Annotated in this window: 16 protein-coding genes; 9 read left to right on the top strand and 7 right to left on the bottom strand. The window is 70.7% G+C overall.

Features of this window, described 5'->3' with window-relative positions; all coding sequences use genetic code 11:
• Positions 1–145 precede the first annotated feature (145 nt).
• Entirely contained in the window at positions 146–1,987 is a 1,842-nt protein-coding gene (locus tag ACZ4UU_RS10715; protein WP_468038489.1) for an ABC transporter ATP-binding protein, read from the top strand.
• Positions 1,988–2,186: 199 nt separating this feature from the next.
• Positions 2,187–2,447 (top strand): hypothetical protein, encoded by a 261-nt coding sequence (locus ACZ4UU_RS10710; RefSeq protein ID WP_468038488.1) that lies wholly within the window; start codon positions 2,187–2,189, stop codon positions 2,445–2,447.
• Positions 2,448–2,562: 115 nt separating this feature from the next.
• On the opposite strand, the gene ACZ4UU_RS10705 is transcribed toward ACZ4UU_RS10710, so the two are convergent.
• A complete protein-coding gene (locus tag ACZ4UU_RS10705; RefSeq protein WP_468038486.1) occupies positions 2,563–3,849 on the bottom strand; it encodes a DUF418 domain-containing protein in 1,287 nt (428 codons plus the stop codon).
• 138 nt (positions 3,850–3,987) lie between these two features.
• Positions 3,988–4,515, bottom strand: a complete 528-nt coding sequence (locus tag ACZ4UU_RS10700) for a hypothetical protein (protein ID WP_468038484.1) — start codon at positions 4,513–4,515, stop codon at positions 3,988–3,990.
• A 356-nt stretch (positions 4,516–4,871) separates the two neighbouring features.
• On the opposite strand from ACZ4UU_RS10700, the gene ACZ4UU_RS10695 reads away from it, so the two are divergent.
• The 3 genes from ACZ4UU_RS10695 to ACZ4UU_RS10685 are packed head-to-tail and all read left to right on the top strand — an operon-like array spanning position 4,872 to position 6,893.
• Positions 4,872–5,498 carry a response regulator gene (locus tag ACZ4UU_RS10695; protein ID WP_468039188.1) on the top strand — a complete coding sequence of 209 codons (627 nt, stop codon included), beginning with the start codon at positions 4,872–4,874 and terminating at the stop codon, positions 5,496–5,498.
• Complete coding sequence (locus ACZ4UU_RS10690) at positions 5,495–6,631, top strand: sensor histidine kinase (protein WP_468038482.1); 1,137 nt, start codon at positions 5,495–5,497, stop codon at positions 6,629–6,631. The genes ACZ4UU_RS10695 and ACZ4UU_RS10690 overlap by 4 nt, the downstream gene beginning before the upstream one ends.
• 46 nt (positions 6,632–6,677) lie before the next feature.
• Positions 6,678–6,893 carry a winged helix-turn-helix transcriptional regulator gene (locus ACZ4UU_RS10685; RefSeq protein WP_468039186.1) on the top strand — a complete coding sequence of 72 codons (216 nt, stop codon included), beginning with the start codon at positions 6,678–6,680 and terminating at the stop codon, positions 6,891–6,893.
• A gap of 31 nt (positions 6,894–6,924) precedes the next feature.
• On the opposite strand, the gene ACZ4UU_RS10680 is transcribed toward ACZ4UU_RS10685, so the two are convergent.
• The 5 genes from ACZ4UU_RS10680 to ACZ4UU_RS10660 form a co-directional block, all read right to left on the bottom strand.
• Positions 6,925–8,016, bottom strand: a complete 1,092-nt coding sequence (locus ACZ4UU_RS10680) for an SGNH/GDSL hydrolase family protein (protein ID WP_468039184.1) — start codon at positions 8,014–8,016, stop codon at positions 6,925–6,927.
• A gap of 565 nt (positions 8,017–8,581) precedes the next feature.
• Positions 8,582–9,646 (bottom strand): zinc-binding dehydrogenase, encoded by a 1,065-nt coding sequence (locus ACZ4UU_RS10675; protein ID WP_468038480.1) that lies wholly within the window; start codon positions 9,644–9,646, stop codon positions 8,582–8,584.
• Between the two features lie 73 nt (positions 9,647–9,719).
• Positions 9,720–10,208 carry an SRPBCC family protein gene (locus tag ACZ4UU_RS10670; RefSeq protein WP_468038478.1) on the bottom strand — a complete coding sequence of 163 codons (489 nt, stop codon included), beginning with the start codon at positions 10,206–10,208 and terminating at the stop codon, positions 9,720–9,722.
• Between the two features lie 36 nt (positions 10,209–10,244).
• Positions 10,245–11,651 carry a flavin monoamine oxidase family protein gene (locus ACZ4UU_RS10665; RefSeq protein WP_468038476.1) on the bottom strand — a complete coding sequence of 469 codons (1,407 nt, stop codon included), beginning with the start codon at positions 11,649–11,651 and terminating at the stop codon, positions 10,245–10,247.
• Positions 11,652–11,718: 67 nt separating this feature from the next.
• Complete coding sequence (locus ACZ4UU_RS10660) at positions 11,719–14,943, bottom strand: bifunctional cytochrome P450/NADPH--P450 reductase (RefSeq protein WP_468038474.1); 3,225 nt, start codon at positions 14,941–14,943, stop codon at positions 11,719–11,721.
• A 575-nt stretch (positions 14,944–15,518) separates the two neighbouring features.
• On the opposite strand from ACZ4UU_RS10660, the gene ACZ4UU_RS10655 reads away from it, so the two are divergent.
• From ACZ4UU_RS10655 to ACZ4UU_RS10640, 4 genes are all read left to right on the top strand, one after another.
• Entirely contained in the window at positions 15,519–15,713 is a 195-nt protein-coding gene (locus ACZ4UU_RS10655; protein WP_468038472.1) for a hypothetical protein, read from the top strand.
• 249 nt (positions 15,714–15,962) lie between these two features.
• Positions 15,963–16,112, top strand: coding sequence for a hypothetical protein (locus tag ACZ4UU_RS10650; RefSeq protein WP_468038470.1), 150 nt, complete (start codon positions 15,963–15,965; stop codon positions 16,110–16,112).
• 214 nt (positions 16,113–16,326) lie between these two features.
• The gene (locus ACZ4UU_RS10645) at positions 16,327–18,315 is read left to right on the top strand and encodes a zinc ribbon domain-containing protein (protein WP_468038468.1); all 1,989 of its coding nucleotides are present in this window, start codon (positions 16,327–16,329) and stop codon (positions 18,313–18,315) included.
• A 162-nt stretch (positions 18,316–18,477) separates the two neighbouring features.
• A complete protein-coding gene (locus tag ACZ4UU_RS10640) occupies positions 18,478–19,689 on the top strand; it encodes a LuxR C-terminal-related transcriptional regulator (protein ID WP_468038466.1) in 1,212 nt (403 codons plus the stop codon).
• The last annotated feature ends 153 nt before the right edge of the window (positions 19,690–19,842 follow it).

Genomic DNA, 19,842 nt, shown 5'->3' with positions numbered 1-19,842 from the left:
GCACCCGACGATCGCCGGATGGCCCACGGAAGGCCGGGGATTCCAGGCTGGTGGCGTGACACACGGTGCGCCATCTGCGCACCCGCGGGCCGATGCCCGCAACCGCTGACGCGGTGCACGGCCGACCACGTAGGAAAGGAATCCTGTGAACACCGCATCCGCCCCAGAGGCGACGGATGCCGAGTCCCTGCGCGCCCGCGAGACGCTCAAGGCCCTGTACGGGTACGTCCGTCCGCACCGGTGGGCCGTCGCGCTCGGTCTGCTGTGCGCGCTGGCCGGGGCCGCCGGCGGGCTGCTGCAGCCGCTGGCCACGAAGACGCTGGTCGACCGGCTCTCGTCCGGTGGCACGATCGGCACCATCCTGCTGGCCATGACCGTTCTGGTCCTGCTGAGCATGGTGGCCGAGGCGTTCGGTGCCTATGTGCTGGAGCGGACGGCGGAGTCGGTGGTGCTCGCCGCCCGCCGCAGCCTCATCGGACGGTTGCTGCGGCTGCGCCTCGCGGAGGTGGACCGGATGCAGCCGGGCGATCTGATGTCCCGGGTGACCTCCGACACCACGCTGTTGCGGGCCGTCAGCACCCAGGCGGTGGTCTCCGGGGCGACGGGGGCGGTGACGCTGGTCGCGGCGGTCGTGGTGATGGCGTTCCTCGACGCCGTCCTGCTGGGCGTCACGCTTGGCGTGGTCGCGATCGTCGGCGTGGGCGCCGCGCTGGTGCTGCCGAGGATCGGGCAGGCCGCCGAGCGTGCGCAGGCGGCTGTCGGGGAGATGTCCACGGGCCTGGAACGGGTCTTCGGCGCTTACCGCACGGTGAAGGCGTCCGGCGCCGAGGAGCGGGAGACCGCTCGCGTCGAGGCGGCGGCACGCAGGGCGTGGCGCCACGGCGTGCGCGGTGCGAAGTGGGAGGCCGTGCTGGGTTCGGCGGACAACCTCGCCGTTGAGCTGGCGTTCCTCGCGGTCCTCGCCGTCGGCGGGGCGCGGGTGGCGTCCGGGGAGATGCCCGTGTCCACGCTCATCGCGTTCCTGCTGTACCTCTTCTTCCTGATGGAGCCGGTGTACCAGCTGGTCGAGGCAGCGTCCCACTACCAGGAGGGCGCGGCCGCGATCGCCCGGATCGCCCAGGTGGACGGCCTGGCGACAGAGAAGGCAGAGAAGACGGAGAAGACGGAGAAGGCAGAGAAGCAGGACCGGCACCGGTCGGTGCGGCCCGCGGCAATTCAGGCGGTGCGGCCGTGTCCGGCGTCGGTTCGCTTCGAGGCGGTGTCCTTCCGGTACGGGCCCGGGTCGCCGGACATCCACCAGCGGGTGGACTTCGAGGCGCCGGGCGGCGGGATGACGGCGTTCGTCGGCCCCTCCGGCGCGGGCAAGTCGACGGTCTTCGCGCTCGTCGAGCGGTTCTACGAAGCGACCGGCGGCCGTGTCCTGGTCGACGGCAAGGACGTGACGAAGTGGCCGTTGTCCGAGCTGCGGTCCGTCATCGGGTACGTCGAGCAGGACGCGCCGGTGCTGGCCGGCACGTTGCGGGAGAACCTGGTCTTCGCCGCGCCCGGCGCGACCGACGACGACATACGCGAGGTCCTCGCCCGGACCAGGCTCGACGCCCTCGTCGAGCGTCTCCCGCACGGCCTGGACACCCCGGTCGGGCACCGCGGCACGAAACTGTCCGGCGGCGAGCGGCAGCGCATCGCGATCGCCCGCGCGCTGCTGCGCAAGCCCCGGCTGCTGCTCCTGGACGAGGCGACCTCGCAGCTCGACGCCGTCAACGAGCTGGCACTGCGGGACGTCATCGCCGAGACGGCACGCGAGACCACCGTGCTGGTGGTGGCCCATCGCCTGTCGACCGTCACGGACGCCGACCGCATCGTCGTCATGGACGCGGGCCAGGTCCGCGCAGTCGGCACTCACGAGGAGCTGGTGGCCGAGGACGAGCTGTACGCGCAGCTCGCGGCGACGCAGCTGCTGACCTCGGCGGGACGCCCTCGCGAGTGAGGCGGGCCCGTACGGAAAGGTCATCCACGGGGTGCCCCCGCCGCACGGCGGGGGCACCCCGGCTGGGTTGCGGGGCGGCACCGGACTGCTGCCGGACACCGCCGCACTCCACCACACGTGAGGCTGAGGACAGCGGCTGTATCACCGGGTAATCGCTTCCCCGCCCAGTCCGTCACCTCATCCTGGAGTCTCCAGGCCCGTGCTCATGGCCAAGGGCCAGCAGGTTTCCCTGAACAGGCCGTACGTCCGCCCGCTCGATCTGGTGCGCATGGGCATCGGCCGGCAGCCCGCTCCACGCCCGGAACTCCTCGGCACCCTCGGACTTCGCCCCCGTGGCAACCTCGGCACCTTCGCCGTGCTGTACGGCAACGGCCGGTTCCACGACGTCCTGTTCGCCGACAACCCCATCAACCCGGGCGACCACGCTCATCCCTGTCCCTCCCCGCGTGGCACCCGATGAGGGGCGCCATGTGCGTTTCCGGGTACGCCGAAGCCCGCAAGGGGAATCCCCTTGCGGGCCGGGCGGGCTGTCCAGGTCGGGATGGGGCATGGAGCCGAGCCACCCCGACCGGACCTCAGCGGATGTACTTGGCCGGCTTGGTGGCGGCGTTCAGGAGATACTCCAGGGGGCCGCGGCGGAAGAAGCGGGACCAGATCGCGGCGAACACGATCGCCCCGATGATGTACAGGAGCACGGGCACCCAGGACTTCGTGGTGCCGGCGCCGGAAGCGGGCCACGCGGACTGTGCGAGGAAGTGGCCGACGTATGCCGTCAGGGACATGGTGCCCACGGCGATGACCGGCTTCGCCAGGCGGCGCAGTCGCACGACGCGATCCATGAGCACCGTCGCGCCCACGATCACGAGGATCGCCACGCCCACGCTGCCGATGATGTCGAACGTCGTGCCGGTGTGCGGGCCGGCACCCAGCAGGTCCGAGGCCGACGACACGAGCTGCTCGCTGGAGCCGCTGCCGCCGGACCCCGCCCCGGAGCCGCCGGACCACGAACCGGAACCGCCGGACCACGACCCGGAGCCACTCGACGACCCCCCGATCCCGCCGAACACCGCGTCCTTGCCCGCAAGCAGCAGGGACAGGCCGTACGCAGCCACGGTGAGGGCGGCACCGAGCACGGCAAGACGCCGCTGGACGGCGGGGGCGGACAGGTCGAGGCGGGCCAGCGCCATACCGGCGATCACGAACGGCATCCACGTGATCGTCGGATAGAGGCCCGTGAGCAGCAGGTCGACGACTCCCACGTCGTTGAGCTTCTCGAGCGGGTCGTGGGCGTTGATGCTCGGCAGGACGGACCCGCTCAGCCACTTCCTCAGGACGAACGCCAGCTGCGGCGTGACGAGCGCGAGTCCTGCGGCGATGATCGCCAGAGTCCTGGCGGACAGCCGCAGCAGGGGCAGGGAGAGGAGGAAGTAGACGCCGTAGAAGCCGAGGATGATGACGTCCCCGTACTCCATCGCCAGCACGCTGCCGAGCACCAGCAGGATCACGGCGCGGATCGCGATCCGCGCCTTCGCCTGGCGGCCGGCGAGGCCGGTCTTCGGCTCGAAGCGGCCTGCGATCAGCATCAGTGAGAACCCGGCGAGGGTGGCGAACAGGACCGACGAGTGCCCGTCGGCCAGGAACCGGACCCACGTACCGACGCCGCTCGTGTTCCCCAGCATCGGGCCGATGTGCACGATGTACATGCCGAACACCGCCAGCGCGCGGGCCAGATCCACCCCGACCAGACGTCCCATCGAGGGACCGCCCGTGCCCTTCCCGGCGGACCCGGACGAGGTCGCGGGCGGTGGAGGCGAGTTCTCCTGCGGAGCCGAAGTCTCCTGCGGCGGCTGTATCTGTGTCATACGGACAATCTCGCCGTGTCGTCAGGAGGCGGACCATCCGGCAGCCTGCGGTGACACCCCCGCCGACCGGCCGGGACCACCCCGCCGACCGGCGGACCAGCACCCCGGCCGGTCAGCGGGCCCGGACGGCCCGCCGCCCTACTTGATGACGGCGTTGGCCACCACGACCACAAGCCCGAGCAGTGCGTCCACCATGCCGATCCTCAAGGCGGAGCCCCACGTGCGACCGGCAGCGCGGGCCGCGACCAAGCCCCAGGCGAACAGCAGCACCACGTTCACGGCGAAGACCACGTACTCGACGCCCGCCGAGGGCCACCACCCCCAGGCCGCACCGAGCAGCAGGACCAGCGTCGGCGCCGTCGCCACCACCAACGGCCACTCGGACAGCAACAGCCGCACCCCGGCGCGCACACCATGATGGGTCCGGTCGCCGCGCTGGGCGATCAGATGCGCGTAGCCATGCGCCAAGGCCGATGCGACGGCCGTGACCAGGAGCCACTGGGCGCTGCTGTACCGGTCGGCGGGCGCCGTCTCACCCTGTTCTGTCAGGGCGGCCACCATGGAGCTGGCCAATACCGCCCCGTACACGCCTCCGAACAGCACATGGGGCCGCGCCGCACAGCGGCGCAGAGCACGGACAGGCTGACGCAGGTACAAGTGGGGCATGGCTGGGTGATCCTCGAACGGTACGGAAATCGACTGCGGCCCGCAGACTGGGGCGGGCCCACGGACCGATCCCACCGGACGAGAACCATGGACACCATCCGCCGAGCCTCGCCCACCCGCCCGCCGATGGGCCGGAGCACTACCCCCGAGCGGCTGGAACCGGCCCGCCGGGTGGCGGGTGTCCACGGCGGCCGCACCGCCGCGCGCCGTGCCGGACGTACTGTCGACAGCAGGCGATCACCGTACGGGTCGCCGAAAAGCTGGGCAGCAGACGAGTGTGACGAGTGTGAGGCGGAACGCCGGTGATCCGGGTAGTGGTGGTGGACGACGAGGCCCTGGTGCGGTCCGGCTTCCAGATGATCCTGAACGCCTCCGACGGTATCCAGGTCGTGGCGACCGCGGAAGGAGCGCAGGCCGCCGACGTGATCCGGCGCGAGCACCCGGACGTCGTGCTCCTCGACATCCGCATGCCGGACGTGGACGGCCTGACCGTCCTGGGGGAGCTCCAGACGCTGCCCGAGCCGCCGACGGTGGCCATGCTGACCACCTTCGACACCGACGAGTACATCCTGACCGCGCTGCGCTCGGGAGCCGCGGGCTTCCTGCTCAAGGACACCGAGCCCGAACAACTCGCCCAACTCGTACGCACCCTGGCCGCGGGCGGGGTGGTCATGTCGCCGAAAGCCTCGCGGGCTCTGCTGCGCGGCCATCCGGAGGCGGGCACGCCCCAGGACGCGGGCGTGGCGCGCGTGAATCTGCTCAGCGACCGCGAACGTGACGTCCTCGTCCTGATCGCGGAAGGACTGTCCAACGCCGACATCGGCACCCGCATCCACCTGAGCGCCGGCACCGTCAAGGACCACGTCAGCTCGATCCTGACCAAGCTCCGGGTCTCCAGCCGCGTCCAGGCGGCGCTCCTCGCGGAGCGGGCCGGACTGCTCGGCGTCGACGGCGCCGACACGGCACGGGGCGACGCGCGATGAGTGCGGGTCGGGCACTGTGGCGGCGGGTGCCGCCCTGGGTCGTCGACGCGGGCCTCGTCGTGCTCGCCGCGCTCGACGCCTGGATCAACCTCGACGACGAGGCGACACCCCTCATGTGGGCCTGCGCCGCCCTCGGCAGCGCCGGACTGCTCCTGCGCAGGCGCTTTCCGCTCGCCGTCTTCCTGCTGACACTGCCCATGCTGCTGTTCATGGACGTGGGAGTCGCGCCGATCGCCGCGCTGTACACACTGGCCGCGCGCACCCGCAACCGCCCGCTGCTGGCCGGCTGCGCCCTGCTGAACGCGGCGGCGACCACCCTCGCCTGGCCCCTGTCCGACACGTTTTCCGGCGACCCGTTCTCCGGCGACCGGACCTGGACGCTCATCCAGTTCGTCTACACGCTGGCCATGGCCTTCGCCCCGATCCTGTGCGGTCAGCTCGTGCAGGCCGGACACGACGTGGCCCGCCAGCTCGTCGAGGTCAAGGAGGCCCGCGAACACGAACGCGCCCTGCACGCCCAGACCGTCCTCGCCCGCGAACGCGCCCAACTGGCCCGCGAGATGCACGACGTCGTCTCCCACCAGGTCAGCCTCATCGCCGTACAGGCCGGAGTCCTACAGGTCGCCGCCAAGGATCCCGACGCCCGCGACGCCGCCCGCACCATCCGCACCCTGAGCGTGAACACACTCGACGAACTCCGCCACATGGTCACCCTGCTGCGTGCCTCCGGCGGCAAGGAAACCGAACTCGCCCCCCAGCCCACCCTCGCCGACCTCCAGCAGCTGATCGCCAACAGCGGTATCGAGACCACCCTGACCGGCGGGCTCCCGCCCGGCATCAGCACGACCGCCCAACGCACCGTCTACCGCACGGTCCAGGAAGCCCTGACGAACGTACGCAAGCACGCCCCCGGCGCCCGCGCCGAGGTACGCCTGTGGCACGACACGCAGCACTTCGGCGTCACCGTCACCAACACCGCCCCCACCCGCCCGTCCGTCGCCCTGCCCAGCGCCCGGCACGGCCTGATCGGCCTGAGAGAACGCGCCGAACTGCTCGGCGGCGCCCTCATCGCCGAACCCACGCCACAGGGCGGATACGAGATCGAACTACGGGCCCCCGCCCAGCCCGCCTGAGCACAACCCGCCCGACGCGGATCGGCGCCGCTTCGCGGAACGCGACCTGGGCCCGTACTTTTCGGCCAAGCCCGGCTTTCATCCCGCCAGGCGCGACTCCCTGCCCGGCATCAGCCCCCACCCCATGACCAGCAGGCTGCGTCAGTTCGAGGCCCACGGCATCGTCACCCGCACGACGTACGCGGAGATCCCCCACCGTCCGGGGCCGGGGGGGGGGAACCGAGCAGGCCGCCCGCGACACCGTGAGCGGCCTGCTGCTTGAGGTGGTCTACTGACTGCCTACTGACTCCCCGTCAGCTCTCTTCTCCGGTACGGCGCTTGCGCGCGAAGTAGATCGCGGCGGCACCGACCGCCACGACCGCGAGACCCGCACCCGCGAGGACGGGAGTGCTGCTCGACGCGCCGGTCTCGGCGAGATCACCGTTGACTGTCGGGCTGTTCGCACCCGAGTCGGTGCCGGCCCCGGGGGCGGCGGACTCGCTGGGGGCCGGTGACTCGCCCGCATCAGGTGTGGCCGGCTCGCTGGGGGTCGGGGAAGCGCCCTCACCGGGCGCGTCGTTCGCAGCGAGCTCCGCCGCGAAGGCGCCCGCGATCACCTTGTGGCCGTCGGCGTTGGGGTGCGGGTCCTTCTTCGTGCACGCCCAGGTCAGCTGGCAGATCTTGGCCACGTTCGCGGGCACCTCGCCCGCGCCGGGCACGTTCACCTGGGTGGTGAAGTCGTCCGAGGAGAAGGTCCCGGCCACGTCCGCCACCTTGAAGCCGGTGGACTTGAGCACCTGGGTGATCCCCGTGTTGGCGGCCCCGACCAGGGATGCCGACTCCTTGGCGGCCTGCTGCCCCGCGGGGCCCTGCAGCCAGGCGGCCAGGAACGGGTTGTGGTAATTCGAGCCCACGAACTGGGTGTTGTCCGTGCCCGCCTTGCGCAGCGCGCCGGCGATCTGGGCGAGGTTCTTCGCCATGGTCTGGCTCTGGCTGTTCAGGCACGCCGCGTCGAGGGTGCCGGCCGGGCGGCTGACGCAGTTGAGGAGGATGTCGTTGGCGCCCACGCTGAGGGTCACGTAGGCGACCTTGCCCTGGTGCTGGGCCATGGCCTTGAGGGCGGCGTCCAGCTGGGACTTGGCGTTCGGGTAGTCGCACTTGCCGCCGCTGATCAGCGACTCGGTGGTCTCGGCGGTGCAGCCGAGGCGTATGTGCTCCAGACCGGGGGTGCGCTGCTTGAGCTGCGTGTAGAGCTGGTCGGTGTAGGCGACGTCGGTGTCCTTGTCGACGTCCGGCTGGTAGCCGGTGGTCAGGGAGTCGCCGAGCGAGATGTAGTACGTGGTGTCCTTGCCGCCGGTCGTCTCGTCGGCGGCGGCCAGTCCGGGTGTGCTCAGCACGACCGTCATGGCGGAGACGGCCAGTGGGGGACCGAAACGCTGAAGGGATCTCATCACTTGCGTGCGCTTTCCAGTGAGTTGGGGACGTGGATGCCGAAAGGGTGTGGCATGAAGCGTGGCTGGAAGCAGCGAAACTCAGCCGCAACGGTTTTCAGGCATCCAAAGAAAGCCTTGGTCAAGGCTTGGGGGAATGCCTCCATGAGCTGCGAAAACTGCCCGACCTGGTCTTGGAGGCGGGCTCAATCTAGCAAGGCTGACGCCGACTTGGGTATGAGAATTCGATAAAGGGACGGTCACAACGGCACGTTCAATCGCCAGAAAGGATCGACCGGCCGGGAATTGGTGACCGGACTCGTTCGTAGTCATTCGCTGAGTGATCGACTGAGTGGTGAATCTTCCGCGCGACAGTCCGCCCACCTGAACGCGAGGGTAGTAGTTGGCCTCGTGCTCGACGGGCCGAATAGTGTCGGTCGCAGAATGCGGACGCTGGAGATTGAACCGGGCGACCCCGCGGAGTCGGACAGCATGCGGCAGATCTGCTCGCCCCGAACATCTTATTGAACTCCTCGACGATTCACGGGGTGAGGACGAGGCGGATCGGGTTGCCGGTTTTCTTCTCCAGTCGGGTGACGGCGTCGGCCGCCTCGGCCAGGGGAATGTGATCGGTGATGGAGGGCGCCAGGTCGAGCCTGCCGGCGGCGGCCAGGCGGATGAGCTGGGTCACGTGTTCGGGTCCGGAGCCGTAGTGACCGCGGATCTGGTTGCCGCGGAAGCTGAAGGACGTGCTGTCGGTGATGGTGAGCGGTTCCGGGGTGAGGCCGGCCAGGACGAGGACACCGCCGGCGCCCAGAAGCGCGGCAGCCTGCTCGCGGACCGCTGGGAAACCCGCGAAATCGAAGGCGGCGTCGAGGCCGCGGCCGCCGGTTGCCCGGCCCACGGCTTCGGCGAATTCCGGGTCGGTGGGGTCGAGTGCGAGGTCGGCGCCGAAGGCGAGGGCCCGTTCGCGGGCCTCGGGCAGCGGGTCGACGGCGATGACGGGCGCGGCGCCGGCCAGGCGGGCGAGCCGGATGCCGTGGGCGCCCAGACCGCCGGCGCCCCAGACGCCGACGCACTGCGCCGGCCGGACCGCCCCGCTCTCGATGATCGCGGCATACGGGGTGGAGACCGCGTCGGGGATGATGGCGGCCTGGTCGAAGGGCAGGTGGTCGGGGATGGGGGCGAGGGTGTCCTCCCGGGCGACGGCGTACTCGGCCCAGCCGCCGTCGTAGTCGACGCCGCGCGTGAGCGGCCGTGGACAGGGGGAGCGGCGCATGCAGTCGGCGCACGCTCCGCACGCCTGGCCGGCCTGCAGGGCGACGCGCATGCCGGGGGCCCAGTCCCCCAACAGGTCGGGGCCCAGCGCGTGGATGACGCCCGCGACCTCGTGGCCGAGGGTGACCGCGCCCGAACGGGTGACCGCCTCGACAGGAAAGGCAGGGGTGAGGCTGCCGTCGATCAGATGGACATCGGACAGGCACACTCCGGCGGCCCTGACCTCGATCAGCACCTCTCCGGGACCGGGGACGGGAACGGGGACCTCTTCGACCGCGAACGTGCGGGTGTCCAGGTGGAGGCGTCCGGCCAGCATGGTGGTGGACATGATGCGAACCTCGGGTTTTCTGAAAGGGGATGGATCTCCGGGAAGGGGAGGGGCGGGCGACCGCTGACCGGCGTCACCGTCGACCGGTGCTCGAGTCCTCCGACCGGAGCAGGGTGTTGAGGTTGGCCATGGAAGTGCGCATGGCGGCGCGCATCGCGGGCTGCTGTATGGAGTCGAGGAGCAGGCCCAGTGGACCGAGGCCGATGGTGTACTCGACCCGGTAGAGCATCTCGGTCGCGTCCCGGCCGTCCGGGCTTTGGACCGGGCGGAACTCGAAGGTGTTGGTGACGTCCTGGAGCGGGGCGAATCCGGTGCCGGTGTCGACGCGGCGCTTGAGGGGTTCGATCTCCCTGACGGTCCAGACCGAGTCGGTCTTGAGGGGGCCGAGGGTGCGGTTGCGCTCGGAGTAGGTCTTGCCGACGGTGGCGACGCCGTGGTGGTCGGTGACCTCGATGGCTCCGGCGACCCACTCGGCGTACCGGTCGGTGCGGGAGATGACGTCCCACACCCGCCCGAGGGGGGCGTCGATGACGGCGGTCTCGGTGACGACGTAGTGGTTCATAGGTGGTTTCCCTTTCTTGTCGGGTGCCTCTTGCGCTCAGTCCCGGCCGAGGACTTCGGCGGCCGTCGTCCGGCCGGAGCGGACCGCGCCGTCCATATAGCCGTTCCAGTAGGGGGAGAACTCGGCGCCCGCCCAGTGCACGCGGCCGTGGGGGCGGCCCATCCACTGGCCGAAGTCGGTGAGCACGCCGGGGGCGGCGACGGAGGTGGGGCCGCCCTGGGTCCACTGCTCGGCGGTCCAGTCCTGCTCGACGTACTCGATGGTGTCGAAGGCGCGGTCCCCGACGACCTGGGCGAAGCAGCGCAGCACGGCTCCGCGGCGTTCGGCGGCCGGGCGGTGGGCCCACTTGCGCCATTCCTTGCCACCGAGGAAGCCCATGAGCACGCCGGGTCCGCCGTCGGGCGGGGTGTTGTCGAACATCTCGCGGATGGGGGAGCCGCCGCGCAGCAGACCCATGCCGGACAGCCCGTCCTCCCGCCAGAACGGCTTGTCGTAGACGGCCAGGCACTTCATCAGGGTGCCGAACGGCAGCCGCTGGAAGAGCTGGTCCTGCTGTGCGGGCAGCTGCGGGTCCCACACGATCCGCGAGGCCACCAGTGGCGGTACGGCGACGATGACCCGCTCGGCCCGCCAGTCGCCGGCGTCGCAGACCACGGTGACGCCGGTGGAGTCCTGGCTGATGCGCCGCACCGGCGCCGACAGGTGGACGCGGCCGTCGAGTTCCTCGGCGAGGCGCTGGGCGACCAGTTGTGAGCCGCCGACGAAACGGCTGTCCTGGGCGCCGCCGGTGGTGCCGGTGCCGCGTTCCATGGTGCCGGGGTGCGTCTCGTTGCCGAAGGTGGAGACGTACCAGAGGCTGAACAGGGCGGAGGCGTCGCGGGCTTCGCCGCCGTAGGCGGAGTTGAGGAAGAGGTTGATCATGTCGACGGCGTCGCCGGTGATCTCGGCCTTGCGCAGCCAGGTCTCGTAGGTCATGCCGTCCAGTTCGCGGGCGTCGGGGGTCTGCCAGGGGGCGGCCGGGTCCACCTTGGCCGCGGCCTGGCCGATGCGGGCCAGGGCGATGCCCATGTCGGGCAGGGCGAACAGGTCCGGCGGGGTGTGACCCGTGAACCGCTTGGCCTTGCCGTCGTTGACGTAGACGGTCTCGCCGGGGACGGCGGCCTGGTAGGTGGCCACGCCGACCTCCTTGGCCAGCGCCAGGATGTGGTCCTGGGTGGGACCGACGAACTGCCCGCCGATCTCGGTCACTTGGCCGTCGCCGAGGTGGTGGTTGAGCAGTCGGCCGCCGACCCGGTCGCGGGCCTCCAGCACGGCCACGGACTTGCCCGCCGCGACGAGTTCCCGCGCCGCCGTCAGACCGGCCAGCCCTGCACCGACCACCACCACATCGGTGGTGCGGCTCCCGCGGTGGTCTGCGGCCGCAGTGCTCTGTGTATCGGTCATGATCTGTCCTTTGGTCACTGATGCAAGGCTTTGGTCATGTGATGTGCGGAGTGCGTGCCGACGGGGGTCAGCCGGCCCAGACGTCCTCGACGTATGTGCCGGACTGCGTCATGGCGGTCAGCCAGGCGGCGGCCTCGTCGGCGCCGGCTCCGGTCTGCTCGCGGTAGACGGCCTGGAGCGCTGCGCGTACGCCGGGGGCCATGCGGCGCCCGTCGCCGCAGACGTACACCCGTCCTCCGGCCCGCAGGACCGACCAGACCTCGGCACTTTCCTTGGCGATGCGGTCCTGGACGAAGCGGACGCCGTCCTCGGGGGCGTGGCTGAAGACGGGGCGCAGGCTGACGGCTCCGGCGTCCTCGGCCGCCTGGAGTTCCTCGCGGTGGAGGAAGTCGACGTCCGGGTGGTCGCAGCCGAAGTAGCACAGCAGTGTCCCGGTCGCCTTGTCGTGCAGCCGGTCGAGGACGGCGCCGCGGAAGGGTGCCACTCCGGTGCCCGCGCTGATCAGGATCACGGGGACGGCCGGGTCCTGCGGCAGACGGAAGGCTTCGCTGCAGGGGAGCACCCGCGCCTGGAGGGTGTCGCCCGCGCTGACGGTCTGCAGGTAGTGGGAGGCGATGCCGTGGAAGGTGCCCTCGCCGCTGCGGTGCGGTGCTTTGAGGAGCGACACCATCAGGTCCACCTCACCGGGCGCGGCCGCGGCGGACGAGGAGATCGAGTAGTGCCGTGGCCGCAGCACGGGCAGCAGTTCCAGGAAGTGCTCGAACGGCAACTCACAGGCCCGGTAGCGCTCCAGCAGGTCAAGGAGGCTGCACCCGGCGTCGGTGACCCGCTCGCGGAAGACGTCGGGCTGCGCCTCGGCGAGTTCCGCCAGGGGACGGCGCTCGGGCGGGCAGGCGGTGTGCTCGGCGAGTACGGCGACCTGCTCCCGGGTCGCGGCGTCCTGCAGCTCCACGAAGTCAGTGAGCAGTTGACGCAGAGTCAGCGGACGATCGACGGGCAGGGCGTTGCGGCTGCGGCGGCGTGCCTTCAGCCGTACGGTGCGGTCCAGGTCAAGGCCGAAGCGGTCGGCGACCCGCCGCACGAGGGCGGCCGGGTTGCGCGGAAGCACCGCGAGGTGGTCGCCGGTGCGGTAGGTGACGCCGTCGGGCAACCGCAGCCGGATGAAGCGCTTGGAGCGGCCGAGCGGGTGGTCCATGTCGACCAGTTCGCAGGTGTCCAGCACCTCCATGGGCTGTACGCCGTGCCGTGCCGCGAGCGGTCCGGTGACCGACTGAGTGGCGTCCTGAAGCTCGTACAGCCCCTGGTCGGCGTCGGCTTCGCCGCTGTGTCCGGCCGGTTCGGCGCCGGCCCGCACCGGGCTTCCGTACTTCTCCAGCAGGGTGTTCCACAGGTCGCCGGTCCACCGGTCGACGGTGCCGGCGAAGTCCCCCGCGGCGTCGGCGGCGCCACGCTCCAGCAGGGGCGTCGCACCGGCGGCGGCGAGCCGCTCGTCGATGAGCGTCGGGATGCGCTGGTAGGTGGCGGCCCAGTTGCGGTCGCCGACGCCGAGCACCGCGTACTCGACGCCGTCGAGCGAGCCGGGCTCCAACTCGTCCAGCCATGACACGAACCGGGCGGCGTCGTCGGTGGGCCTGCCGTTGTAGGAGGCGGCGACGATCACCACCGGGCCGCCGGTGCCGGTGAGTTCGCCCACGGCGTCGTCGAGGGAGGCGACGGCACTGGCGAAGCCGTGCTCGTCGCCGTCCACGGCGAGGTCGGCGGCGATGCCGGAGCAGGTCCCGAGATTGGAACCGTGCAGCACGGTCAATGTCGTACCGGCCGCACGCCGGGCGGCGGGCCGCGCCTGTTCGGTGGGTGTGCCGATGGCGGCGGCGGTGGGCAGGCGGCGCTCGCCGCTGTCGCGTCGGGCCAGGTTCAGGGTGAAGTTGTCGGGCTTGAGGGTGAGGGACTGCTTGATCTTGAGCTGGTAGTCGGTGTGGTCGATCAGGCGGAACCGGTGCACCAGCAGGGCGAGGACGAGCGTCGCCTCGTGCAGCGCGAACTGGCGGCCGATGCAGGCCCGTTCGCCGTTGCCGAACGGCTTGAACAGGTGGACCGGGCGTGCGGCCTCCCGCTCGGCCGAGAACCGCTCCGGGTCGAACAGCTCGACGTTGTCCCCCCAGGCGGGATCCCGGTGCAGCTGAGGGATCAGCACCATCAGCGACTCGCCCTGGCGCACGGCGTACTTGCCGCCGATGACGGTGTCGGCCAGGGGCTCGACCGCGTACGCCGGCGCCGTGGGCCACAGCCGCAGGCTCTCGCTGAGGATCTGGCGGACGTAGGTGAGCTTGCCGATGTCCGCGTACTGCGGGTCGGGGTCGGCCGCATCGCCCCACAGGGCGTCCACTTCCGCCTGGGCGCGGGCCAGTACCTCGGGGTGCTTGGTCAGGTAGTACAGCGCGAACGACAGCAGGCCACTGGTGGTCTCATGGCCGGCGATGAGGAACGTGATCGCCTGGTAGCGGATGTTGACGTCGTCCAGGGGCTCACCGGTGACCTGGTCGCGGGTGTGCAGCATCCGGCCCAGCAGGTCGTCGGTGCTCTGGTCGCCGTCCGCCCTGCGCTGCCGGATCACATCGTCGACCAGGTCCTTCATCAGGGTGACGTCGTTGCGGAACTGATCCGCCTTCTTCCACTGGAACAACTCGGTCCCGGGGATGGACTCGCCCTTGGCCTGAGCGAAGTCCAGTGCCCTCGCAAGCGCCGTGATGAAGGGATGCGGCTGATCGCGGCGGAAGGATTCGAAGTCGTAGCCGAAGCCGCACAGTCCGATCGTGTCGAAGGTCAGCCGGGTCATGTCGGCGGCCACGTCCACCGGAAGCTCCCCGGCCGCCCGGTCCCACTTGGCGATCAGCTCCCGGGCGACCTTGAGCATCGTCGCGTGGTAGCCCCGCATCGCGCCCAGGGAGAACGCCGGCATCAGGACGTCGTGCGCCTTGCGCCAGTTGGGCTCGTCGCCATAGGCGGTGAACAGACCGTCCCCGCCGATCTCCCGCAGGATCACGAGATCGGGGTGGACGTTCTTACGGAACCGGCTCTCGTCCGCCAGTTCGGAGACGAGATCCAGGCCGGAGACGAAGTTGATCTCGGTGCCGAAGATCCGGAGCTTGAACAGCGGCCCCAGCTCCTTGGCCTCCTTCATGACATAGGCGAGACCTTCGGCCCCGCCGGGGACGTCGAGCGCATGCCCGATCAGGGGAAGAGCCGGGCGCTCGGGGATCGGCTCGGTTTCGGAGAGAGGCGCATGGGACATGAGCGTGCCTTTCGATCACGGCTGGCAAGCGATGGCTGTCAATCTACAGGCAGACATTGTCAGCTGACAATGTCGATTGACTGGGTTGTTAGACATAGTCGTGTGAAGGAGCTGTGTGTGGACCGGTGAGTGAGGCGAAGGGCCAGGGACCGAAAGGGAACGTGACAACGTGCCCGACGTCCTGAAGAGGGGACTTGACTGGGGAGGACGGGCAGCCCGCGTCGTGCATCACCACGTATCCGTCGGTGGTGTGCGTGGTGTGCGTGGTGTGCGTGGTGTGCTTGGTGTGCGCGTGCCGGCGCGGGGTGGGACCGGCATGTTGGGTCGCATTCCGTCAGCGAAGCCTGAACGCTGGGCAGTCCGGTGGCGGACGTGCACCGACGCCCGCCGCGTGCCGGCAGTGAGTCCGGCCGTGACGTGGGGAGAGCCAGAGACCGCGGGCCAGACGTGCGCCGGCGCCTCCCGTCCACTGCTGATCCGCTTGAACACCGGAGTGGCCGACGCACGCGCCGATTCGCAGTCTGTGCGGTCGCCGGGCCGGGTGACACGGCGGCAACGGCATCCACCGCACCACCGTGAGCCGGTGGGTGCGCGAGGTCGTCGGCCTGCTGGCCGCCCGCGCCCCGCCCCTGGACCGCGCGCTCAAGAAGATCGCCCGAACGGGCGGCGGCATCGTACTGCTGGACGGCTCGCTGATACGCACCCGACGCCGCACCGGAGACGCGAACCGGAAGAACTACTCCAGTAAGAGCACCACGGACTACTCGTGATCGCACTCACCGACGATCGTGGCCGGCTGCTCTGGGTCTCCGCGGCCCGGCCCGGACGCACCTCGGAGATCACCGCCTGCCGGCACGACCACCTCACCGCCCACCTGCGCGCGACCGGCCTCGGTGCTATCGCCGACCTTGGCTTCATCGGCCTCGACGACAACGCCGACCCGGGCCCGGCCGTGATCACCGGGCTACAAGGCCGCCCGCAACCGGCCCCTGCCCCCCGGCCAGAAACTGTCGAACACCGTGCTGGCCGCAGTCCGCGCCCCGGTCGAGCACGGCTTCGCCCACCTGAAGAACTGGCGCGTCCTCACCAAGCTCCGCACCGACCCGAAGTCGGCGACCGCCCTGGTCAGGGCCCTGCTGGTGCTGACCAACCGCGAAATCGCCCGCTGACCGATGATCTTCGCGAGAGGCATCCGCCCACGACCAGCCCGAGAATCCCGAAGACGACTCACGCCAGAGCCGTGACCTGCGACTTCACGATGCACACTGCTCAGTGCTGTGTCGTCCGTCGGTCGTATATGGGTGCGTGGATCGAATGCGTGACCTCTCCGCGGCCGTGTCGTTGATCGGATGACAGCACCGCGGGTGAGGGGAGGGGATGCCGGTGAGCCGGAGGCTGCCGCTCGGTGAGTGGGAGACGGCCCGCACGGCCTGTGCCCGTGGTCTGCTGCGCACCGGTGTGGTGGAGAAGACGGGCGAGGCGCTGTCGGCCACGGTGCTGGCGGAGAGGGTGGGCTGGGCCGCTGATCTGGTGTCCGGCATGGCTACCGGGCTGCTGGCCGCGCACTGGAACGCCGCCGATGTGGGCCTGCTGGCCTCGGGCGTGGATGCCGAGGGCCGCGGGCTGCCGTCACAGGCATGGATGGCGCTGCGGCGTCTGGGCTGGGCTGCGGCACCACCGGAGGGTGTCCGTGTCAACGACCGGATCGTGCGCATGGCCCAGGAACAGGCCGGGCGCCTGCTGCGGTCAGCCACCTGGCGGGCCAACCTGACCACGGGAGTGGTCGAGTCGTGGCCCGCCGACCCCGCGAAGCGGACCGGTGACGAATGGGACGCCGTCCGTGACGCGGTCCCCGACGGCCGGCACCTGCCTTCCGGTGTGATCAGGTCCCGGACCCGGCAGGTTGCCGCCTTCCAGAGTTGTTACGGCCGGTTGCCGGCCGACGTGTTCGAGCTGGAGACCCCGCCCGATGCGGCGCGGATGCTGTTGCTGTCCGCCTGTGACGGCCAGCAAGCCACCCTCGCCGGCACTGATGATCCGGGCCGGGCACTGCTGCGACTGCAACTGCCCACCCGCCCCGACCCGCGCTCCTATGCGGACTGGACATGGGTGGCCTGCCCGATCACACTCCCGCCCACCGTCCCGCCCGGCGCGGTGCTGCACCTGCCCACACTCCGCATCCACCGAGGCCGGGTACGGGCCGATCTCTCCTACACCCATGCCGTGCCGAAGGCCCGGCACACCGGGCACACGATCGCGCTGGGTGTGGACTGGGGGCTGAACACACTGCTCAGCGCGGGCGCCGTTAGGCTCCACGACAACGGGACCATCACCGCACTCGGCTCCGGCGCCCAGTTCCGGGCCGCCGGAGTACTCGCCAAGCAGCACCGGTTACGCCGCGCAGGCGAATTTCTGCACGCCAAGACCGACCACTACCAACAGCTCATCAACAACGCCGACGAGCATCGTCTGACCGGCAAGCACGCCGTGCTGGCCGAGGAGATCCGGCACCTGTCCGCCCGGCGCTCGAACCTCAACGACGCCCTGGCCGTCTCCGCCGCCCGCTGGACGGTCGACCAGGCCATCACCGCCGGTGCGAGCGTGATCTACGTCGAGAACCTGCGCTCGATGGAGGCCCGGGGCATGGGCCGCACCCTCAACACCCGCCTCTCCCAAGCCGTGCGCGGGCAGATCGTGGAACGGATGCGGCACCTGGCCGCCGAGGCGGGTATCGCCGTGGTCACCGTCCCCGCGCGTGGCACCTCCCGGCACTGCCCGCGCTGCCTGGTCCCGCTGCGCCACCGCAAAGCTCCCGACCGGCCCACCACACCCGGCTGGAAATGGGCCATCTGCCCCACCCCGGACTGCGGCTGGCAGGGCGACCGCGACATGGGCGCGTGGCAGCGAATCGCCGCCCGCGGCCTGACCCACCAGGCCAAGACCGTAGTAGACCGTCCCAGCGGCACCACGGTCATCCGCAGCGTGGTCGACAAGCTCGAAGCCACCGCAGTGGTCGCACCGGCCACCACCGAGACCCGCCGGAAGGACCGGTCCAAGACCGGCCCCACCCGGTACCGCAAGACCACACGCCCCGCGCCCAGGCGACGCAGGGCACCCTCCCCCACCAGGCCCTCGGGCCCGGCGGGCCAGCGTCCGGAGGGACACGCTCACACGGGCCGGGCCCGGCTGCCCCGCGCAGCCCACCGGCACCAGGGCGTGACGACGATCAGCACACCCACCCACCGCCGACACCGGTCACGAGGGGCAGCACGGGGCGCAGGATTCCACCTGCACGCCCACGCCACCCCACCCAGGTGGGAACCGACCCAACCGATCCCGCAACACGCGGATCACACAGGATCACTTAGCTGATCAGAGACGCTTACGGAGTCAGGAGAAGAGCCCGTCCTGCGGCGGCGGCACTGTGCGTACTTCCTCGCCCTCGCGAAGCGCACCGCCGACGGCTGGTACGGCCCCGGACAGGAAGCGGCACTGGCACGCCTCCGTACCGAACACGACAACTTCCTGGCAGCGTTGAAGCGCGGCGATGCAGGGGCAGACGCGCGAGCAGACGCACGGGCCTCGACCCAGGATCCGGACCGGGCACAGACCGCGGCGTCGGACCCCGCTGACGCCCGGACGGCGCTGGCACTGGCCGAGGCCCTGAGCATCCACTGGTGCGCCGGCGGTGCCCTCGGTGACGGACGCCGCTGGCTCGGCCAACTGCTCGCAACCTCGCCCGAACCCACCCGGACGCGGGCAGCCGCCCTGGTGGCGGCTGCCTGGGTGGCGCTCCTGCAAGGCGATCTGGACGTGGCCGACCAGTGGCTCGACGAGGCCGGGACGCTGAGTGACCAGTTGGACGATCAGCGGACGCGGGCGCTGGTCATGGGATTCCGCGGCATGTCGGCACTGTTCCGGGGGAGTCCGGAGGCAGCCGTGGCCATGTGTGAGCAGGCCGTGGACCGGCTGGACGCGCTGAACGAAACACGCGCGACGGTGTTCTGGCTCTTTCTGCTGGCCGTCGCCAAAGGGCAGCTCCGGGACCCGGGCGCCGCCCGGACCGGTGCGCAGGCGGTGGCTGTGGCGGAGGCACACGGGGAGTGGCTGTGCCGCGCCTACGCACTGTGGGCACTGGGCTTCGACGCCTGGCTACGAGGCGACAACGACGCCGCCGTCCGGTCGACACGGGCCGGGCTGGAGATTCAACAGAGCTTCAACGACCCCATAGGAAGCGCGATGCTGGTGGGCCTCCTTGCCTGGATCACCGGCTCCTACGGCGACCACCGGATGGCGGCCCGTCTGCAGGGCGCGTCACGTGCTCTGTGGCGGGTCATCGGCACATCCCTTGGCGCGTTCGGCCCTCATATGTCCCAGTTCCAGGCCCGCTTCGAGAAGGAAACCGTGGAGGCCCTCGGCCCGACGGCGTTCGAGAAGGCCGTCACGGAGGGCAGTCGGTACGACAGTCCGGCCTGTGCCGTCGAATTGGCCCTGACGGCGTCGGCCGACGCCGGGCGGAGTGCCTCAGCTGCCCGCTCATGTCCCCTGACCCCCCGGGAAAGGGAGGTGGCCGCGCTGGTGGCCGAGGGCATGAGCAACCGGCAGATCGCCTCGGCGCTCGACCTGTCACCGCGCACGGTGGACCGCCATATCGAGCACATCCTGGCCAAGCTCGGATTCCGCTCCCGCGCCCGGGTCGCTGCCTGGTGGGTGGCGCATCACCACCCGTCCGGCACGATCACGTAACGGAGCGCGGCCGACTCGCCGGCGTGGTCCGCTCGATCACCCACCGCATGGGCAGAGGCCGGATGACGGGCCTGGGGGCACGCCGTTGCTGCCGTATGCACTGCCGCCGCCTGAGGTCCTGAGCCCGCTCTTCTCGGCCGCCTCGGCCGCCCG

The organism is Streptomyces sp. NPDC028907, assembly GCF_055564995.1.
This window is presented reverse-complemented; position numbering and strand designations above follow the sequence as displayed.

Excerpts from the sequence above, each read along its gene's own strand:
- ACZ4UU_RS10705 (WP_468038486.1), bottom strand. The coding sequence starts at position 3,849 with ATGACACAGATACAGCCGCCGCAGGAGACTTCGGCTCCGCAGGAGAAC.
- ACZ4UU_RS10700 (WP_468038484.1), bottom strand. The coding sequence starts at position 4,515 with ATGCCCCACTTGTACCTGCGTCAGCCTGTCCGTGCTCTGCGCCGCTGT.
- ACZ4UU_RS10695 (WP_468039188.1), top strand. The coding sequence starts at position 4,872 with ATGATCCTGAACGCCTCCGACGGTATCCAGGTCGTGGCGACCGCGGAA.
- ACZ4UU_RS10690 (WP_468038482.1), top strand. The coding sequence starts at position 5,495 with ATGAGTGCGGGTCGGGCACTGTGGCGGCGGGTGCCGCCCTGGGTCGTC.
- ACZ4UU_RS10680 (WP_468039184.1), bottom strand. The coding sequence starts at position 8,016 with ATGACGGTCGTGCTGAGCACACCCGGACTGGCCGCCGCCGACGAGACG.
- ACZ4UU_RS10675 (WP_468038480.1), bottom strand. The coding sequence starts at position 9,646 with ATGTCCACCACCATGCTGGCCGGACGCCTCCACCTGGACACCCGCACG.
- ACZ4UU_RS10670 (WP_468038478.1), bottom strand. The coding sequence starts at position 10,208 with ATGAACCACTACGTCGTCACCGAGACCGCCGTCATCGACGCCCCCCTC.
- ACZ4UU_RS10665 (WP_468038476.1), bottom strand. The coding sequence starts at position 11,651 with ATGACCGATACACAGAGCACTGCGGCCGCAGACCACCGCGGGAGCCGC.
- ACZ4UU_RS10660 (WP_468038474.1), bottom strand. The coding sequence starts at position 14,943 with ATGTCCCATGCGCCTCTCTCCGAAACCGAGCCGATCCCCGAGCGCCCG.